General features: G+C 57.1%; 4 protein-coding genes. 1 reads left to right on the top strand and 3 read right to left on the bottom strand.

Going from position 1 to position 21,105, the window contains the following annotated elements; translation table 11 throughout:
• Window positions 1–28: 28 nt before the first annotated feature.
• The 3 genes from Pla52nx_RS08415 to Pla52nx_RS08425 all read right to left on the bottom strand — a co-directional run bounded on the left by Pla52nx_RS08415 (window position 29) and on the right by Pla52nx_RS08425 (window position 17,848).
• Window positions 29–14,509 carry a dockerin type I domain-containing protein gene (locus Pla52nx_RS08415; RefSeq protein WP_197455129.1) on the bottom strand — a complete coding sequence of 4,827 codons (14,481 nt, stop codon included), beginning with the start codon at window positions 14,507–14,509 and terminating at the stop codon, window positions 29–31.
• 293 nt (window positions 14,510–14,802) lie between these two features.
• Window positions 14,803–17,229: a right-handed parallel beta-helix repeat-containing protein gene (locus Pla52nx_RS08420; RefSeq protein ID WP_146523587.1), complete on the bottom strand. Its 2,427-nt coding sequence runs from the start codon at window positions 17,227–17,229 to the stop codon at window positions 14,803–14,805.
• A 325-nt stretch (window positions 17,230–17,554) separates the two neighbouring features.
• Entirely contained in the window at window positions 17,555–17,848 is a 294-nt protein-coding gene (locus Pla52nx_RS08425; protein WP_146523588.1) for a transcriptional regulator, read from the bottom strand.
• Window positions 17,849–18,232: 384 nt separating this feature from the next.
• Here Pla52nx_RS08425 and Pla52nx_RS08430 point away from each other — a divergent pair, with 384 nt between their 5' ends.
• Window positions 18,233–21,049, top strand: coding sequence for a hypothetical protein (locus Pla52nx_RS08430; RefSeq protein WP_146523589.1), 2,817 nt, complete (start codon window positions 18,233–18,235; stop codon window positions 21,047–21,049).
• Window positions 21,050–21,105 lie beyond the last annotated feature (56 nt).

Genomic DNA, 21,105 nt, shown 5'->3' on the forward strand with positions numbered 1-21,105 from the left:
AATCCACAAAGGGACTGGTGAGTTCAGACTAAAAAGCCAGTTCTTCCATCAAAAGGCTAATTGCCGAATCGACCGCTGACTCTGGATCTGTTGATTCGGAATTATCCGCGAGCGGCAAATCTTCCGAGCTGCGTGAGGGATTTTGGGCTTGGCCGGCCCCGGAAACCCGGAGGCTCTGTTCGGCTGCCAGAATCTCGGCCACTGGCAGGACCTCAGCATAAGCGTCATCCTGCTGCGAAGACATCGCCGCATCGATCAACGCCGACGAATTTCCAGATTGAGTTTGCGTAGGGCTGCCGACCGATTCTGACTCCAATGGGTCGTTCTGCGATCGACGATCCGCCGCGATCTGGTTGATCACGACCAACGCATCCAAGGCTGAAACGCGATGGTCGCGATTTGCATCCCGACGCCATTCGTCGTACTGACCTGGATTCTTTTCGCCCAAATAGTTGACGATGTTCAACGCGTCGAGCGCGGAGACTCGTCCGTCGCCGTTGACATCTGTTGGTGAGGAGAGTGTCGTCACCGACGAGATCAGCTCACCTTCGGGATCACTGCCGACGTTCAACTGATTCGACGCTCCGCCGCCAAGGTTGACTTCTTTGAGGAAGTTTTCAACGAAAGTCGAGAAGTCCAGCAGGTCCACACCGCCGTCGTTGTTCAAATCCAAATACGCCGGGCTCACCGGATCTTCTTGCAAGAACCAGTAGACAAAGCTTGAGAAGTCCAGCAGGTCGACGCCACCGTCACCATTCCAGTCGGCACGCAAGGAGTACAAACGGTTCTGTGCGTCGGGGGTGATCATTTGGACCAGTCCGCCGGCGGCTGCTGGTCTGAGTTCCAACTGGTAGACCCCATCCACAATTTCGCCGACGCCCAATTTGATTGTCAACTGTGCGCCATCAGGGCTGAGTTCCAAGTTGGCTTGGGTCAGGGGAACGACGGTCGAGTTTCCGTCGCTTGGATTGACACCCAAATTCGTCAGAATCACATCCGCCGGAGAGATGTTTGCCAGCGGTTTGTTGAAGTGAACCACCAGTTCCCGAAGGCTACTTCGCTGGGTCGACCAAGTTGTCGGTGTTTCTGCCGATCCTGCAAGCGGTGGCGGATCAGCCGCACCGTTGGGACCGTTTGGCGAAACTTGAAAGAGCACCAGTAGGCTGCCCGTTTCGATGATGAACGGGCCGGTTTGCCCGACCGCAATCGACGTCGTCAACGTGCCGCCCTCGCCGAGATCCAAATCGACCTCGTTTCCTGGAATGCCAATGGTTCCGAGCGTGGCAGTCAGTGTGATGTTGTTGCCAACAATATCGGTCCGCGGCAGCCCCTCGATGGCTTCCGCATCGACGGAGTCTCGTGCATACGCATTGACGACATCGGACGCGTCCAAGATCGATACATCGGCCAACAGATCGACGCTCCCTTTGATCGAAAGGACATGTCGAACACCCAGATTACCAGCGGTTTCAGCGACGAAGATGTCCCCGTCAGCAAATGCGGAGAATTGGCCTTCCCCGATGACGTCGACATCGAAACGATTTCCTGGCAATCCAATTGCTGCACCGGCATCCAAAACGATTTCAGCCGCTCTCACATTTGTTTCGTCGCCTGGGAAAGCGTCCACGATAGAACCGTCCGCAGTCAGAATCGCAGCTCCCTGTCTCGCAAAGACCTGATTGATTTGCAAATCGCCTGCCGTTTGTGATGCATTGGTTTCATCAATCACGACATCCCCTGCGGCTCGCGCGATCACGTAGCCACCCGAAGCGGTGTCGATTCTGATCGGTTGATCGATCGTTCCGAGCGACCCTGACGATGCTTCCATGACCACTCGCTGTCCGGTGATGACCTCACTGTTGCCCCCACTCGCATTGGTGATGGAGCCCGCTACCTTGATCTGAACGCGTTCGTCGCTGGCGGCCTGCACACGCCCGATCGCAAGGTCTGATTCGGAACCCAGGAAAATGTGCCGTGGCGAAGTAGCGAAGATCGGACCGTCACTCTTGACGTCTATGTCCTCACGTCGCAGCACACGAATGTAAGCTGCTTGGTCTTGCTGCGCCGGATTCGTGATCACGGGGGCGATGGTGATGTTTCGGGCAGCATCCGTCTGCAGGGTGCGACCTCCCGTGTCCAAAGTCATTGCAGCACCGTTGAGGGCGCTGATTTGATAGAACGTTCCGCTGTCCGTGGTGTCGCGGGTGCTGGTTTCCAGCGAGATCGACTGCCCGACGGAGAATCCGAGAGCGGCCCATGTTCCGGCGTTTCCACCACCAAGAGCCTCCAGCGTGATGGTGTTGCCACCGCCAATGGAGGCAATCACTTCTGACGGCTCTTGCGTTGCATAAATGATGTCGCCGGGTTCGGCGGCTGCAATCGCCGCAAGTTCGTCCAAGTCCAGCACGGCTGGATTCCCCGCATCGTCGGTGAGTCGAATGCTGAATCCGTTTTGATACCTGCCGATCCCTCCGGCGGCATTGATTCGGATTTCACTGCCGACAAGATTTGGTTCTTCGATGACAAACTCCGTGTCGGTCACATTCAAGAAGTGAACTCCTCGCAGATTGAGCAGCTCCTCCGTTGTCCAGACTTTGTTCGAAGCGTCGATTTCTGCTTCTTCCGCAGCAGTCAACGTGTAGTCAAAGTCTGGGTTGTACGCGTCTCCCACAGCTCCCCATGTGGCGTGAAGAGCATGGTACTCCTGCGTCCGACCGTCTTCCAACTCCGTCATCTTGGTCGCGACGAACTGATCCAACTCCGCACCGGTGAGTGACTGCTCGGTTCCCTGCTGCGTGAACAGTGGCGTATAGAAGTCTCGTTCTGCATCCAATAGCGTCACCCGGAAAGCAGGGTCGTAGACGGACGGGTCTGCCTGACGACTACGGAATTTCCAGTAGGCGTCGTAAAGCTGGTTTTGCGTTTCCTTGATCGCCGCAACACGCTCGGTCCGCTTCAGGTCCGCTCCAAGATCTGCCGTCAATTGCAAATCACTCCAGACAGCCGACGTGATTTCGGCGATGGAGCGTTCATCTGTGATGTCGATCAGATTGCCGTCAACAATTGCCGCGCTGCCGATGAGCAAGATGTCGACAACACCTCCCGCGATGATTTGATCCACGATCAAAGTGCTGAAGGGGTTGAGGTAAATGTCACCAGTGGCATGAGCCGACAGTTGGTGAGTAGGATCCTTCACCGCATTGAAGTACCCCGCATCGGCCGCAATACGCCCATCCAGAGAACCAATGTCTCCAGCGTCCGCAATCAAATCAATCGAATTGCCGTCCACCCCGATAAATCCTGGCCCTCCACCGGGTTGAATGCCACGTTCGGCTCGCAGTACGACGTCACCGTCTGCAACAGGTGATTGAGAGCCATTTGCGATCACTCGATTAAGCAAGAAATCACCACGAGTTTCAAAAACTCCGATATGGCCTTGCCGAGTATTGAGCGTGATTCCAGCATTTAATTCTATCTTTTGGAATCGGCCAGTCGTGTAGTCGGTTGTCACCAGATTCAGCGTTCGCGGCGTGGTATCAACGTACTCGTACACTGCGCCGGGAACTCCACCGGCCGTATGATCGGCCGCCACGCGAACTCGGTGTCCCTCGAAGAGTTGCACATTCTGTCCGGTTGCTGATTGAGTCGAGATGAAATCAAAGTCGATCTCGCCATTGACATCGGTCCCAAGCAGTTGTGTGGGCGTGCCGATCGATCCACCGGTCGCTGTTTCCGTTGCGATGTCGATGATACGACCGCCCACGACACCGCGGGATTCTCCGAAAACTGATTTGTCGGAACGGATCGTCGTTGTTCCGGAAGGATTCTCGATCTCATCCGTGATGTAGACATTGCCTTTGGACTGGATTTCAATCCGTCCTTCGTCATAGCCACTGAATTCAATCGAGATGGGGCGGTCGGCTTCGATGCTGTGGTTGTGAAGCGTTCGCTCGCCATTTTCGGTAATCGTCGTGGCGTAGTACGTTGTCGTGCCAATCCAATTGGTTTCGTTGTAGTTACAGCAAGTCCTCGTGTTCGAACTGATATTTTCAGTGCTTGTTGAGTAGCTGTAGCGTTCGCCGTTGGAGGGATCGACAAAGAAATAGACACCCGACTCGGTAATTCGCGGCACACCGATCGGCTCGACGGTGCGGCTAATCTCATCTTCCGGATCGGGAGCAACGAAATCGATTCCCAACCAAGACGAGCTGCCATATTTGACGGTGGTTCGCTCCAGGTTTTCTTCGGCAATGGTCCAACCATAGCGGAGGCCGTTTTGAGGAAGGTGGTTGACTTGAAAGTTGGGAGACAACCGGTCGTTGAACTGCGGCGTGTTGCGATAGACGTAATCGCCTTGGCGCCGATAGGTTGAGACCACCGGATTGGCAGCCGATCCGCCATTGATGTCTTTGATGATCAGCGTTCCTTCGCCGCGTCGCGAAACATCCAATCGTTTGATCTCGATGTCGTAATCCTTGGGGTTGTTGATCGAGATTTTCGAGTAACCGCTCAATACACGGATGGCACCATTTTGTGTGTTCGAGATTCGTCCCGTGATATCGACATATCCACCGGTGGATTCGACTTCCTCAACCACGATGCGTTCGGCACTGAAGTCCCAGCGGACGCGGAAGTCTTCGTTGGTATTGGACTCCAGGAGTCGTTGCCCCGAGGCACCAAACTCGTTCCTGATCTGCTCGATTTCGGCTGCCATCGCGTCCGTGATAGTCAGGGCGTAATCCTTCTTACCGCTCTGAATGACACCGTTGAGATTAACGAAGGCGGCGGAAAGGAAAATGCGAGCACCGGCGAGGTTGAAATCCGCCGGAGCGGGTTGAGCAAGATGGCTGGTGATCGCCGTGTTCAGCACGGGGGTGCTGGTTCCAAATGTCGAATTTATCTGCGCCGTTCCACGTGGTAGCTCATGCGGACCTGCACCGTCGTTGGTTTGAAAAGAGAGCGGTACTCCCACGACATTAAACGTATAGGAAAAATCGAAATCGGTCCATGTCGGATACGCTTGCCCGCCCAATTCATAAACGCTGCCGACGCCGGGCAGGTTGATGGTGACCGAACCAGAGTTCCCCGCCTGGATGACTTGCTCTTTGGCTTCGACACGTGAGGTGATCGTGATTGAACCGGCACCAGACGGCAAGTTTTTCAGGGTGACCTTTCCACTGGAGTTGTCGATGGCGCCAATCACGTTGATGGTCGGCCACGCGAATCGGAATTGTCCGTTCTGAGTGATCTGGGAACTGGTCACGTCCGCACGATTGTCCACCAGGATGAAGGGATCTTGAGCGGCTACATCCGAAATCAATTGACCGTTGAGGAATGTGCCTCCCGTTTGATCTGGGATAGTGATTCCCTCCAAACGCAAGAATGCTTGCGAATTATTAATGATTTCAACACTCGCATCGCTGGGCGAGTTCATGGTCCCATCGCCGTCAATCCGTTCTGCTCGAATGGAAATGGATCCTGCCTGCGCAATGATCGGATCGATCGACAACACCAAAGCGGTACGACGCACGACCTCTTGCGCGCCGGTCGTTGATCCATTGGGTACTTCCAGAAATCCTTGCTTGTTCAGTTCAGCCCGCAGGCGACTGACCTCGGATTCATAGAAGCTCTTCAGTTGCGGATTTCCGCTGTACTGAATCAATTGCCGCTGGGCTTCCTCAAGGGCAATGTCGAGTGACGTCTTGGCTACCTCGATCCGTTTGTCGTAGGTGATGTCACCAGTGGACTGAGCCGACTCGTTAACGACAAAGGCGTTAGGATTGTTGGGCTGGCTGGGGTCCGTCTGTGTGATACTGTTGATGATCAGTTTTTGATTCCGAGCAATCCCGGTTTCGACAAGACCAGCGACATTCACAACCCCGCTGGATTGACTATTAGCGGTGCCGGCAAACTGCTCCACGCCCCCGGCTCCGGTCAGCGCGTTGATCCCGTTGGTGATTCCTGAGACCCAGTTGACCGCTTTGGCTTGAGCCAAAACGTTGTTGTCACCGAATCGATCGGTATGCAGCAGAATATCTCCGGCGCTACGTACGGACGACCCTGCCATGACGTCGATCAAATTGGTTTGGATGAAAGTCGCAGTGGCGTCCATCAAGTCGATTGGGATGGCACTTCCCGCAAAGGTGTCGACACGTGATTTGATGTCGTACTCGTCCTCGTTGAAATCCGTACCAGTACCGGCGGAGAGTTTGATGTCGCGTGTCGCTTCGAGTTTTGCGCCTGGGCGAACGATAACACTCTTGGTCGGGCGAATGTCAATGGTGGAGATTCCTTCCCCGATGGTTGCGGCACCAAACGTTTCCGAGTTCGCTTGGATATCGATCTTGCCGCCACCGCGTGCCCAGGCGGCCAGCTCTCCCTTGACTTTGATGTCGATGTTGTCGCCAAAGATCACACGGGAATCATCCAGTATGGTTCGGATCGTGTTGTCGTTGATACCACCCGCGGCGAGTCCACCGCTGCGAAGTGTGATTTCATCTTTCGCGGTGATCTCACTGACCGCGTTGAGAACCATTCGGTCCCCGGCAATTCGTCCGATATTCATCGTCGCGCCGTCACCTACTTCGACCGTGGTGCGAAGCGTCAACTCGGTGTCGTTGTCGACCCCCACGCCCGCGACGAGCCCACCAGCGGTCGCATCGACGCTTCCGTTCTCGCCCGGTGCCCGCTTGACGACTTGATTGAGTGCTTCACCACCCATCGCCTGGGCGGTGATGTTTGCTCCAGCACCTATGTATGAGATCACCGTGGAATCGATCTTGTTGTCCAAATCGCCACCACCACCAGAAATCACTCCGCCGCTGGTGGCTGTCAGGACAGCATCATATCGAGTGCGATGCTGAGCGTTGACACGCATGAGGCCAGAAACATTGATGGTTGCCCCATCACCGATTTCTGCTTTCGACAGGCTCGTTGTGTTTGTGCTCGGAATCGCCACCGCGCCACTGATTCCACCAGCAGCGCCTGCTGCTGTTTCCGCAATGTTTTGGTCGTCGCCAAACGTTTTCACATTGAGAGTCCGTGCCGTTATGCGAGCGTTGTCACCAATCCTCGCAATCTTTTCGGTGTTGGACGTAGTGGTCGCTTGGGTCACCCCTGCAGCAATCAACCCTAGTGCCCAACTGCTGGACTCGGCGGTTTGTTCTGTGTAATTCAACGCGATCACATCGACAAAGCTGGTGACATCCACGACAGAATCGGCTGCGATATCCGCATACACCTTGATGTTGTTGGTCGCACTGGTCACGGTCGCATCCGTACCGATCAACAAGCCGCCAGCAGAGCCTTGAGCGAAAGCCAGCGATGGAGGCGCGACGCTTGGATCGGCGTTTGGATCGACGTCTGGATCAAACGGCAGGTAGAAGCCCATGGGAGGCGAGGCTTCGGCGTATACCTCCAGGCTACTGGCGGAAAATGTCTTCCCTTTGCTGTCCAGTTTCGCCGTGACGGTCCCGTCCAATGTGATGGTGGCGGTGGACACTCCGACGGCTGCGCCCGTACTGGCTGTCAGCCCGGCTGCCTTTGCCTTCGCATGGGGCGCCACATCGGTGATGATCCCGACGTAACCTGACGCTGTCACGTTGCTGCCAGATACCAGTGAGTTGGCATTGGATGTTACCGTGCTGGTGGCAACGGACCCTGCGGCCGCCAAGCCGACAAGTCCAATGGACACGGCGATCGCAGATGTCTTGACAAGCGTTGTACCGCTGTGAGTCGCCAAGATCTCCATGTCACCGGTGGTAACCGTACTGTCCAGAACCCGGGCATCTGATGTAGAAGTGATGTCACCGATTGATTCCGCACCTCCACCCGACAGGGCAAATCCGATACCGATGCTGACAGAGGCCGCCGCAGCAAAGGCATCGGATGTCAACCTCGCCATCTCGCCCGACTCAAGATCAATCCGATCGCTACTGGTCACATTGGAACGCGCGATGTAGGCATCGATATCATTGTTGATCAAGTTTTCCGACAAAGCGACGGACACGGACACGGCCCCGGAAAACAAACCAGCGGCGCCGCTCAGCGTGGCCGCTCCGACCAACGAATTGATCGTGGCGTCATTGCAAGCGTGAACATGGATGTAACCGCCCGTGATCCCACTCCCCGTGGAGTCTTCGATATACGCCCGAATTTGATTCTGAATGGAATTGCTGACCGATGCTCCCGCCCCCGCGACTGCCGCTCCAACAGTTCCCAGTCCCGCTGCCACAGCCCCTGCTACCACCGTTGCATCAACGAAATCGGTTACCCGAGATTCTACGTTGATACTTCCTAGAACTTGAACGGAACTGTTGTCGATGTATGCGATGATTTGGGACGAACGATCACCGACACCGGGACCGCCTTCGTCCGTAGGTGTCCCAATCGTGTTCGTCGCGAGGGAAACACCGATTGCCGCTCCAACCCCTGCCGTGCTGCCACCTCCCACCGCTGCGCTGGCTGCAACGATGATCGCGTTGACCTGTGAAAAACTGAATGCCTGAACGTTCGCACTGCCGCCAGTAATCGTACTGCCTTCGATGAAAGCAAGCGTTTTGTTGGATAGTTGGTTGTCCGCCGTGGCGCCCGCACCACTGACCGCGACCCCGATCGTCCCCGCGACACCGGCAGACAGCGCCGCCGCGATCGATGACGCTGTGATGTTCGCGCCCTCATTGCTGGTCAACGAAAGGCCCGAGTTTGCCGCAACAACCGCGTTGGTGATGGACGTTTCGACGTGGTTGTTGATTTGGTTGGTGGCAAGCGAGATTCCGATCGCGAGCGACACGCCGACCGAGCCGGACGCCACCAAGGCGACAGACACAGCCGCCGTATCTGTCTTGATGGTCGAATTGTCACTTGATGTCATCGTCACGTCGGGAACGTTGATCCCCGCGCCACCACTGCCGCTGATCGTCGAGTTGACATGTTTGCTGATCAAGTTGCGTGACTCCGCTCCTGAGCCGGCAGCACCCAAACCGGGACCACCACCCGCAGCAATCGCCGCCGACCCGACCAGCACAACGGAGTTGATCGTTTGCCCAGCCTGCGAATTGATGTTGAGCCGATTCGACGTGATGCTCGAATTGGTCAAGGTCGCTAGTGCATCAGACGACTGGTGGTTTTCATCGATGTCATAGCCGATGAAGTTATTCGCGATCGCCGCACCAATCGCCGCCGCCCCGGCCGCTGATGCCGATGCGGCACCGCCGAGGAACAAACCATAGACCCCGGCATCGATCGTGGACATCGAATCGGCACTGATCTTCACATCGCTGGTAGCAGTGACCGTCGAATCGGTAATCGATGCGTTGGCGTCCGTAAGAATCACATTGGATGCCACCGAACCACCGCCCGACAGGCTCAGGCCGGCACTTGCAGAGCCCGTCGCACTTAAGCTGGCTGCGACGGACAACGCATTAATGGTGGAACTGTCTTTTGTCTCCACCTTCACACTTCCAATATCAGCGTTGACCGTGGTGTTGGTGATCGCCGCACTGATTTGATTGGAGATCTCATTACGGGCGATCGATACCCCCACTGCGATCGCAGCACCTTGTGAACCAGAGATCGACGCTGCCACCGATGCGCCGATGGACTGGCTATTGATCAGCGACGTATCGTTTGCGATCACGTTGATATCGCCGCCGGTTGACTTCACGGTGCCGCTACCTGTGATCAAGGCTGAGACCGTGTTGTTGATTTCGTTGTGTGTGCCCGCGCCAGCTGCGGCTAAAGAAGCACTCAACCCTCGCCCACCCGCAACGGCGAGGGTCGCCGCGACCGTCAGGGCATCGATCTTCGCAGTATCCGCACTGGCATCTACGGTCACGTTCCCCGCCGCATTGACCGGCGAATTCTGAATCTTTGCGGTGGTGGTGTTCTCGATGTCGTTGAACGCCAATCCGACACCGATTCCACCCGACAACGTCGTGCCACCCGAGACCGCGGCGCTGATGGCAAACCCGCCGGCGTCAGCGTTGATCTCTGTGCTATCGATCGCTTGCACCAGCAGATCGCCACTGGAAATCATGACGTTGCCGTCGACGATGTCGGCCGTCACGGAATTGGTGACCGAGTTCAATGATAGAGCACCTCCGATGGCCAATGACCCTGTGGTGCTGCTTGTTCCTGCTCGTCCCGATACAGCACCGGCAATGGTGAGCGAGTCGATGTCGGTATCCGTCTTGGCTTTGACCGAGACATTTCCGCCCGCCACCACATCGACGTTTTCCAGCAATGCAGACACGTTACTGGTGATGTCGTTGATTCCTATGCTGGCCCCGAAAGAAATCGCAGCTCCCGCGCTACTGCTGGAGGCAGCGGTGATCGCGAAGCCGCCGCCATCGGCCATGATGATGGAACGATCCATTGCCGAAACGTCGATCGCTCCGGTGGAGGTCACATCACTGTCTTTGACGAAGGCTGCCGCACCGATTTGGATATCATTGATCGCGACGGCTCCCGCTCCGGCCAAATCCAGCTTGGATCCACCGCCGGTGCTGCTGGTCTGGAGAGCGAACGAGGCACCGATGACGACGGATTGAATGTCCTGTGCCGAATCGGTCGAGACGTTCAGCGTTCCCACGCTCAGCTTGTATTGGTCGACGTACGCTTGAACGTTGGAGGTAACGTCGTTGTACGCCACGGGAACGGTCAGTGCGATCGCGCCCACCTTATTGGAATTGACCTTCGCCTTGGCCGCCCCGTCTTCCGCCGATGGTGTGTCCGCATCGGTTTTGAATCCCTGTGCCGCTCCCGACATCACAAAAGCAAAGATGTCGCCTGCGGAAGTCGCCGAGACAGTGACCGCGCCGGGAACATTGATGCCGGTCGCGGCCGGCGCGGCAAGGTCCGCCGTCGTGTCAGCGCGTCCGATGTACGCGCTGACCGTTTGGTCGATCAGGTTGACCCCGACCGAAGCGCCGATGCCGGCTTGCTCGCCTTTGAGGAAAGCCCCCGCGATGCTGATGCGATCCAGCACGTCCTTGGCCGTGACCGACAAGGTTCCCGCGTCGATCGTCACGCCGGTCCCGATGCTAGCCCGCGTGTCGCTCTCAAAATCAGCGGCCGAGATCGAAGCGGAGAATCCAAAGTCGGTGGACCCGGTGCCGGTCTGGACAACCGAGACATTAAAGAAATCACTGTCGGCATTCACCGTCACCCCGGCGGCATCGGCATGGACTTGCGCTCCCTGGCCGATTTGAGCAACAACGGTGTTGTCGGCCAAAGCGAGCAACATCGCTCCACCGGCCGCATTCTTTCCTGAGACGCCCAGTGGATTGACCAGCTCGGTAAAGAAATCCTTGACCTGTTTGGGATCAAAGGTTTCTCCGTCTGGTGTCTGGTTGTTTTGATAGGATTCCAGGAAACCGGGCGCGCTGAGGTTGATCGCCGATTGCTGTCCCACGTCGATCAGGATGGCATTGAGCTTTGCATCCACCAGCACGGACTGCTCATTGGAATTCAGCGTCGCATCTTGATTGATCTTGGCGTTGTCACCGACGCTTGCCAAAACATTGTTGGTGTAATCCGTGACGACAGCGCTCATCGCCAAAACGAACTTGTCTTCGGCACTTCCCGCCAGGGTCCTGGTTTGTGAAGTGAACAGCCCAGAGAGTCCGAGCAAGCCATCGTTGAGGGAGTCAAAGCCGCTGAGTCCATTTTCCTGCAAAGTCGTCAGCGGGTTGATCGCGGCACCGACGGAATCCGCTTTCATGGGATAGTCGACATCAGCCGTGATGGCAGTAGCACGGAATGCGTCGAGTTGGGCACCATTCTGGATAACGGCTTGGGCGTCGTTGTCATAGATCCCGACCCCCACAGCGACACTGATTTCAATGTCGTTGCCGGTGGAGTCATCGGTGCCCTTGCGTGTGGCTTCGGATGTCGCCGTCATTCCGACTTCCTGGGTGATGTGCCCATTGACGGTGATGTCCCCCATTGACCGGAGTATTGCCGTCGAGCCGACAATGGCGTGCACGTCGTGCTCGAAGTACGCAATCGAAACCGAGCCCGCCAAATCGAATCCCTTGCCAGGGTCTTTGTCCGACTCCGTCCCGGTTCTTTGCTCCGCTTGATCGACCGCGTCCATGCCCCGGAATTTTTCGAGCAGCATCTGGCCGGCGCCAAATACCTTGTCGATGTCGCCACTGAGCGCCGCAGCCGTAACGGAAGGCCACGGCTGATCTTCTTTGTCGCTGAGCGTCATTCCGGCTTCCGCAGAATTCGACGCGTCCATGTGTGCTTTGACAACGATCCCTGAGGTGGCGGTCTGTCGGATCAGTTGGTGGGCCGCTCCCGTACCGGCGGTCAAGTCGACAATGCTTGCCGCGGCAGCTGCAAAGGCACTGGTCGCCAAGCGGATTTGATTGGGTGCGTGCGCATCGACGATGACGTGGTAGCCGAAATTGTCTTCGAGACCGCGAATCGGCGCGTCGGGCAGATTGATGGTCGCTCGCGTGGTCGGTGCAGCATTTCCACCTGCTCCGAAACTCGCAAACTCGCGCGCAATCGTCTTCGTGGGATCGGTTCCATAGAAAACCAAATCGCCCGTTTGCAATCCGTGACCGGCTGGTAGCGTGATCGTATCTTTCGTGTGATCCACCGCTGTACGAGCGTCAAAGGTCTGGACTGCTTGCGTGTAGTAAAACCCGTGCTCGCCATTGGCCGGGGCCACGAAATCGATGAAGTCCGCCGCGCCAGGCAGCTTCAGCTTGACCTGATTACCGACGCGGGTGACGTCGTAAGTTTGATTCTGGGCCAGCCCGGCGATGGGAGCGAGTACCGTATCAGCGTCTTCTCCTGCCGCCAGTTTCGAACCCAAATAGGTCAACTGAGTCACGCCGGCTGGCAATGTGGGCAGACTGATCAACCCGTCATTGGTTCCGGCTTCTGCGGTCACATCCGTGGCCGCAAACTTGATCGCCGCCAGCTTGGTCAAAGTGTGTTGGCTGCCGGTGGGAACCTGTCGAGCATCCAAATCGATGCTGTCCGCTGAGACCAAGCGAACCGTTTGTGAAATCAAACCGTTGCCTGGGGGAACCGCAGGAGGATCGCTGGCTTCGCGAACGATATACGTTCGTCCGTCGACCAGGCCGATGTCGGTTTTGGCACCTTCATTGCCTGGTCCAGCGTCGTAAGTAAACCTTTCGCCCACGCGGAGTGGATGAGTCGCGGGTATGTTGTTGAGCGTGATTTGATCATTGGCTGCGGAGACATCCGTCGCAGCGAACGACAAGGCTTGGTTGGTTGCGTTCCCATTGGACGTGATCGTGCCGTGAACTTCCGCCTTGATCGTTGCGTCGTCGACCCCAACAGCCAGCGACGCGCCGCCAAAGCCGTCATCAAAAATGGACGTGCTGGCGGTCACTTCATTGACCACCTTGCCTTGCGCGTCAACCGTTACCGAACCGCCGGACGTGATGTTGGTGGTCTGGCTGACCATGATGGTCGAGTTTTCTGTGGTGTATGCCGCAGCCACATTGAACGCAGCCTCAACCGAGTTGCTGGAGCCCACGGCATTGGCATCAGCCCGCGCGGTCACAGCGGATTCGCTGCTTGCATTGGACGTGATGTCCACCGAGCCGCCCGCATTGATCACGGTGTTGCCCTGCAAGTTCACCGTGGCTGAAGACTTGGATTGACTGTAGCCCAACGAAATCAAGACCACCGAGCCCAGTGTGGTCGCTCCGTTCATCGCAATCGTGTTGAAGGAAGCATCTGCCGACGCGGTCGAGCCAATGGTCACCGACGCGTCGCTATTGATCGTAACGTCGGTCAACGACACCGCTGCGGATGCATCATGGATTTTTACTTGACCGGAGATCGGTGACAACGCACTGATCGCGAGTTGCGGAACTGCCTGCAGTTTGCCGATCAACTCTTGCCCAATGTCCTCTCCAAATCCACCGATTTCGTCCCATCGACTGCTCGTCTCACCTTCGGCGGTGATCGACACATCGTCTCCTCTCAGGGTTGCTCCCGAGAGCGTAATCTTTGCATCACGGGGAGCGTAGAGCGCTGGCGCGATCGTGTCGGCAAAGACAGACAAAGCAATCGGTGGCTTGTCCGTGGCGGTCAGCGTGATGTCGCCCGCGCTGAATGCGCCGCCGCCTACAATCACCGAGGAAAGTGTTGATGCGCCGAGAACAATCTCTCTCGCGGTCAGCGTGATGTCACCCGAGTTTCCTTCTGAGACCGGGCTCGGCGCGCTATTCAAATCTGCCGTATTGAGTGATCCACCCGTCTTGAACTCGATCTTGTTCGCCGTCACCTCCAGCGAGTCACCGTCTAAACCGACGGCCGAATCCACCAGCAGCGAGTTCGCTGTGATCTGCACCTTGTCGCTGTCGATGTCTCCAACGGCAACCGTTCGAGAGAATGAGCCATCAGCAAGATCGATGACCCGAATTTCGTTGCCGGACACTTGCAGTTTCAGATCCCGGGCGGGCTCATCCACGATGAAGTCGGCAGCCAAAAGTTGTCGTGACTCAAGTTGTTCCATCAACATCCGCCGACGAAAGGTTCTCTGACGGGGCCTGGATGGGCGGGGTCGACTAAGAACCTGGCGACGATGAGAGCGATGCATGGGGGGGTAGCTTTCGAAGGGCGTAGGAAAAACGCGGGGGCGTAGGTTGTAGATCAACACACTGGCGACGCAACGGATGTACACGTGCACATCGTCACAAACCTTCGCCCCTTTACCTATCAATTCACGAATGCGTTACGCGGAAAATGTTTTCGGTTTCGCAGCCGTTGAACTGGCAAGAGCAGAGGAGAAGAAACGTGACGGAGAGGTCAGTCTTTGCTGACTTGGCGTGGCTCCGCCAACTTCTTTGAGAGATAATCCTGGGTAGACCGATCCAGCCCATCCCATTGCGTGACTAACGGCTGCCCCAATGCCTGACGCATTGCGTTGTGCATCAGAAAACGCCCTGATTCGATTTTCATATGAATCGCGTCGCGGTACAGATCGCTGAGTTTCTCGATCGGGGCGATTCCCGCGTCAATGTCCTTGGCAATCGATGCCAATAATCTTGTACACTGGGTGCAACGGAACTCGCGCTCGGGGAACTCTGCTCGCAGCCTTTCTAATAACGCATCAACGTGTGCATTGCTGTGAGTCAGCAAACCGGACGGGTCGTCGTCGGCCCATTCTTCGGCGAACTGTTCGTGCTTGGCCCACCCCGTGTGAATGACAAAGATCGCAGAGGGTTGTTGCCGAACCCAATCACTGATCACGTCATAGTCTTCGTCGACGGTCGTGCCGTAATGTGGCTGGACAGTGACAAAGTCATACTGCGTCGTCGCCATCGCGGTGGGCCACAGACGTGACGTGGCCACGCAAGGGGACTCGGGGTGCAACTGGATGAACTGCAGGCTCTTTCCGCAATCGACATGCCAGTGAACGTTGCCGTCCAAGCTTGGTGGCTTGGTGTCCCAAGTCAGCGAGTTGCCGATCGTCAGGATCGAGATTTCACGCTCCAACTCAACGTTGTCGACGATCTCGATGTTCTCAGGCGGAGTGTTGTTGAATCGCACCGGCGGCGTCGCTTCGGTTGCAAGCTGCCAACGGTTTTTTGAAACAATGTTTTTGCCGGCCTTGTGGAAACGCACCGGCGATCGATCGATACGACGAAACGTATTGCCGGTGATGGTGAACCCCGTGGTACCTTCGTCGGCAAACACGCCATTGGACTCGGCGCGTCCCGCGTTCAATGGCACATCGGTGAAAACATTGTTTTCAATTCTGGAATCGGGCTGACGACCGAGCGTGTAGACGCCGGCGCCGTCGCTGAGCACTTGCATGACGAAGCGGATGTCGTTGTCTCGCACAACGTTTTGCTCTGCGGGCGTCACGCTGTCGTTCCAAACCCAACCCAATGAAACTCCGGTGTAAGGACAATCGCGAATCGTGTTCTCCGCAATCTCAAGTTGTTTGTTCAGGCCCGCCCAGATGGCGACGGCGCCGGGCAGCATTACGCCGCACCTGCTTATCTCGCACTTCGTGATTTGATTACCGGTTGCAATTTGCTCCGGCGCCGACTCCGTCCATACTTCCCCGTCCACCCTCCGCTCGCGTCCTTCGCCGACATTGATCGCGTTGCCGCCAATGCTTTGAAACGTGCAGTGCGTGACCAGACAATTCTGACTGCGACGTCCGATCCACAGCGCGGTTGCTCCCAGATCCCGAAATTCGCAGCGCAGCACGCGACAATGTCGGCAGTCTCGCAAGTTCACGGCAGCCGTTAAGAGTTCACGACCCGGACCGTTACGGCTGCCGTCTGCGTTTCGTGCTTCATGCATCGTCGCTTGGCCGCCAGCCAGCCCGCCCGGTGGCATCGGAAACGATGTGCCGGTGAATACCAAACCGTCGAGTGTCAATCCATCGATGGTGCCTTCTAGTGCCTCAGCCTGCAGCAACGTTTCCACGACCGGCAATTCGATCCGCGGCGGATCGCCCAGTGTGTCCGCCGCCACGACAACGATTTGTTTGTTTACCCGATCGACGTACCAATCGCCCGGTTCGTCGGCAAAGTCGGGATGCCCTTCCAACCAGTACCGAGGCTGCTTTTCAAAATGATCGATGGCGTAGTGATCGGCGGCACATCCGATCGGACCAAGCGACCGCAAGGTGCGCGACGCCGCGTCGTAGGAGGCAACGGGCATGCGACTGCTGGACCAATCGTGCAACAAGACAACGTCACACGCGTGCTCAGCGAGTTGCCAAGAATCTGGCAAATCCGACTTGCCGACAATGAATCCACTGCGTCGATCGGACAGCGCGCTCTCGATGCGAGGGTAACCTTCCTCGGGAAATCTCGCTGCGGTCGACAATCTGCCGTCGATCAAGATTGAACGCGGTTGCTGGTCCAGCGATTCAGGTAGCGGATAACGCCAGCGATTTGCCTCAGAGTCACTTTGTCCCTCCAAGACAACAGCACCATTGAAAATGACGTTGCCCGGCGACTCGGCCTTGAGCGTTAGACCGTCGCCGACGATTTCTCGCGACAACGCCAGAGGTTTTGAAATCCGATACGTGCCGTCGGGAAGCGTGATCACCGCACGATCAAGCTCTCCCTTTCCACGTCGCCCAGCCAAACCATCCAGTGTCTCTGCCAGCGCGGAGGCAGACGCATCCGGCAATGTGAGGTTGATTTCCGCTTGTCCCGTGGCGTTCCAAGCAAAGGCAACAAAAACTATCAGAGCATGACGCATCGGCATGGGAATCTGGGCAGTGGTAAGAGGCGGGGCTGCTGCAATCGCAGAGCCCCCCAGTTTACACACTTCTGTGGCGTCAAAGAGGAATTGCTGAGCATTTGATGATGCCCAAGTCCGATAGGATTGCGTGCCGGGACAGATAGCCACGAAGAACACAAAGAGACACAAAAAATCAGTGCTCTCTTTTTGTGGCTTCTCGTGTTTTTCGTGGCCGCGATCTGCTTCCTTGCCGGTGGCAGCGAACGGTGCCCGCGACCGATGTCGGTGGTCGCTCGGGCCCGCTCTCGAAAATGTTCTCGTTGCCGACGATACAGTCGGCGTGCTGTGACTACAGCAAGCCGTCCTTTTCCAGCATCTCTTTGTACTGGTCTCGCTCACGGCGGGTCGCTTCCAGGTCAAATACCAAGTACTTCATGTCCAATCGCAATTGCGAGAGGGCTTCTTGGACCAAGTTCAGGATGCGTTTGCGTCGGGTGCTGCATTCGACCACTCGGGTCATCGCGGGGGCGACGACATCGCGGTAACGAGCGGGCAACGCATCGATCGCTTTGGCAAGCTCTTGCAGCTCGCTGGGGGTCTCGTCATTGAACTTGTCAGTCGAATCGATGGACGTCTTTTGCATTCGAAGGGGCTCCGAGGAAATCGTGGGGTTGCTTTGCACTGACTCCATTGCATTGCGGATGCCAGATCCGCACGGACTCCCTTCCTGTCGAGCAAAACCTGTTGTCAGCAAAGGACTTACGTTGATCACAAATTTTGTGATGTCAAAAGCCAACGGTGAAAAAAAACAACACCACTTCGGCTTGGCCTGAGGCCCTAAATCTTGCTACACAAAGGTCTTACGGCTGCGGTGGCGGGTTGCGATGGGATGAGGTTTTTTTTCAACACTCTGTCGCGTCAGCCGCACACACCTTGTTTCACGATCCGGTGAGCAACGTTCTACCGAAGCCACTTCCCCCGTCGTGCGGCTGATTGTTTCGGGACTCAAGCTCCAAGTCAACGATTGATGAGCACCTGTAAATCATTGAATCGAGAATCGCCGTCGAACGCTCCGCCCAGGCAATCCGTGCGCTTTGGCGGGTGGATGGCCGGTTATGCCGTCGTTGCCTGCCTGTTTTTGCTCGACCTGACTGCGTCGACGGCACACGCACAGTTGCACGACTCTTTAGACGCCTATCCGCCCCGTTGGCAACTGGACACCTCCGATTGCGACGCCCGCGTCGTGGACCATCGCAACTTGGCAGATCAGGGGATCGATGGCGGTGGCTGTGAAACCGTGACCGTTGTGGCTGGCAACGGCAGTGAAGCGCTGCTGGCGTATCGTATCGAACCGGTCATGGTGGTGGATGATTTGACGGCAACCGTTGCCGTGATGAGTGCCAAGCAAGGCCTGCGAGTAGGCTTGCGTGTCCGCTTTCCCTACGAACGAGACGACTTGACCAATCGGCCTCTGTCCACCGTCGTGTTCGGTGCTTCGTATACCCATCCAGGCGAGTTCACCACGTTGGGCGTAGGCCGCATTGGTGGCGATTTGAATCTCAAGATCATCGCGCTTCGCCAGCAATTCAATCGACCGCTCGACCTGCGAGATCCCTACGTCGATGCGATCATCGTCAATGCGTACGGCGGTGCAGGAGCGACGACCGTGCGACTGGATGAAATCAAAGTCCAGGGAATGCTATCGATCGGCGACGCTGCTTCGATGGGTTACGGGAATTTCAGCGGAATTGAACTCGATCGTAATCAGCAGTTTCGTATCGGCTCAGCCGACGGCGAACTGGGGCAAAGCATTCTGACGCAGCCGACGAATCGCACGGTGAGCCAAACCGCGTTTCCGACGGACACAGTGATCCGCATCCTGCAACACAACGGTGAGCCATTGTCGTGGGTCCGCTCGCTCGGGTTTGACGCTGTACTGCTTTCTGCACCACCGGATGCTGAGATCCTGCGCGAAGCCATCCAAGCACAGTTGCTCGTCTATGCCCCACCGCCCACCGCGCCGGATCCATCGCTGGAACCCTTGCTCGATCCCGTCGCCGGTTGGTTCATCGGTTCTGGCCTGTCGTTGGACTCCAGTCGCGTCGGGCAAGCGACGGTGTCATCCAACCGCCTGAGAAACTTCCCCGGCAGATGGCAACGTCCGGTGATCGCTGCACCGGCGGAAGCATGGCGAGACTATGCCGCAATCGCGGACGCATTGGTCGACGACCAGCCGATTCGAGAACGCGATCTTTCGGCTGTGGAAGAAGTCGCGGAGACATCAGAAAAGCGAGTCCAAGTCGGTGACCGGGTACAATTTGCCGTCGGCATCGCATCCATGCCATCTCACCGCGCGATGGAACAGAATGATGCGATCAGCTTGGCGATCGGCGCACCGCCCTCGGGAATGTTTCGTTGGCATTCGATGTTGCTGCAAACGGTTCGAAGTATCGAGAACGCGCCCGCCGCGATCCTGTTTCGTTCCTCGCGATCCTTGGCCAGTGGAACGGAGATGGCAGCCCATCGTTCGATGGCGCTCGGCTACACCAATCGACTGGTCGCGATGTTGGGGCCATGGATCGCTGGCTCGCAACAAGCGGCTCCGCTGCCTTTGTCGGGCGCACGCTACCGTTGCGGTCACCTAACCACGGCCGACGGAGCTGACCTGTTGCTGTTGACGTCAGAGATGACGCGGGGCAGCGAAGTACTGGCGGGGGACGGGCAAAGTATTGAGATTGTCTTGCCACCGGATTTAGCCAACCGAACGGTCTGGCGCATGACTCACTTCTCTGCCGAACGGATTGAAGTCATTCCGACGGCGGATGGTGCTCGCATTCCGATCGTTTCGCCCGATGTGGCGGAAATCATCATCATCAGCGACGACCCGGCATTGGGCAGCAAGTTGTCCGCATCCGCCAAACGTTTTGTCCGCCAAGCATCGTTGGACCGTTGGCAATTGACCACGGATTGCGTCCGCATCACCCGCGAGCTCTGGAATCAAGCTGTTGCGATGCGTGCTGCTGAAGCTGCGATCCCAATCGATTTGCTCACCGCGGCAGCCAACACGATTGCTGAGGGTGAGTCCACTTATCGCGCCGGAGATGCAGAGGCAACGTTGCGAATCGCACGCCGCGCCGATGCTTGGGGCATTCGATGCAGTTGGCAGCTCAGCCAAGCACTGATGTCCGACTGGCCTCATCCAACAAGCTGTCCGCCTATCGACAGCGGTTTGGCCGCCGTGCAAATCGCATGGAGTCCTTTGATGGAGGACGTTGGCTGGGGCCTGGACCGGTTGACCAGCGGAGGACTTGATTCACCAACGGTCTTGGCGCCTGGCAGTTGGACCTTTGGGCAAAGACGCGTCGCCCGCGCGACCAGCGAAGTCTACTGGACCGACCGAGGACATTTTGACGGCGTGGGCGCGTTGCGTCTGATCGCTTCGTCACAGTCGGACACCGAACTGCCCGGCGGCTACGCGGGAACGGTCGCCCAATTACAAAGTCCGCCTGTGCGGATACCGACCGGCAAGGCGTATCGAATCGATGCGATGGTTCGCACCATGGGATTCGGCAATCCCCATCAAGGTCTACTGGTCTACGACTCACTGGGTGGTCAGGAGATGGGTGTGCTGGTCCGCGGGCGAACAGAGTGGACGCCCGTGCGTTTGTATCGACAAGCCACGGAAGAAACGCAGGTCAGGGTCATGTTCGAACTGCTGGGTGGTGGTGAAGCCGTGATCGACGAAGTCCGCGTTCAACTCTGGGAACCCAAAGCCGCCCCACCGCTTCCATTTGTTCCGCTGCGAGCTGCCGAAGAAAACGATTTGCCGAACAGTCGGTTTTAGCCAACCGTGACACGTGATTGTTAAGCGGGACGCTCTCGATCGCGCCGCAGCCGATT

It is taken from the genome of Stieleria varia, assembly GCF_038443385.1.
GTDB lineage: Bacteria > Planctomycetota > Planctomycetia > Pirellulales > Pirellulaceae > Stieleria > Stieleria varia.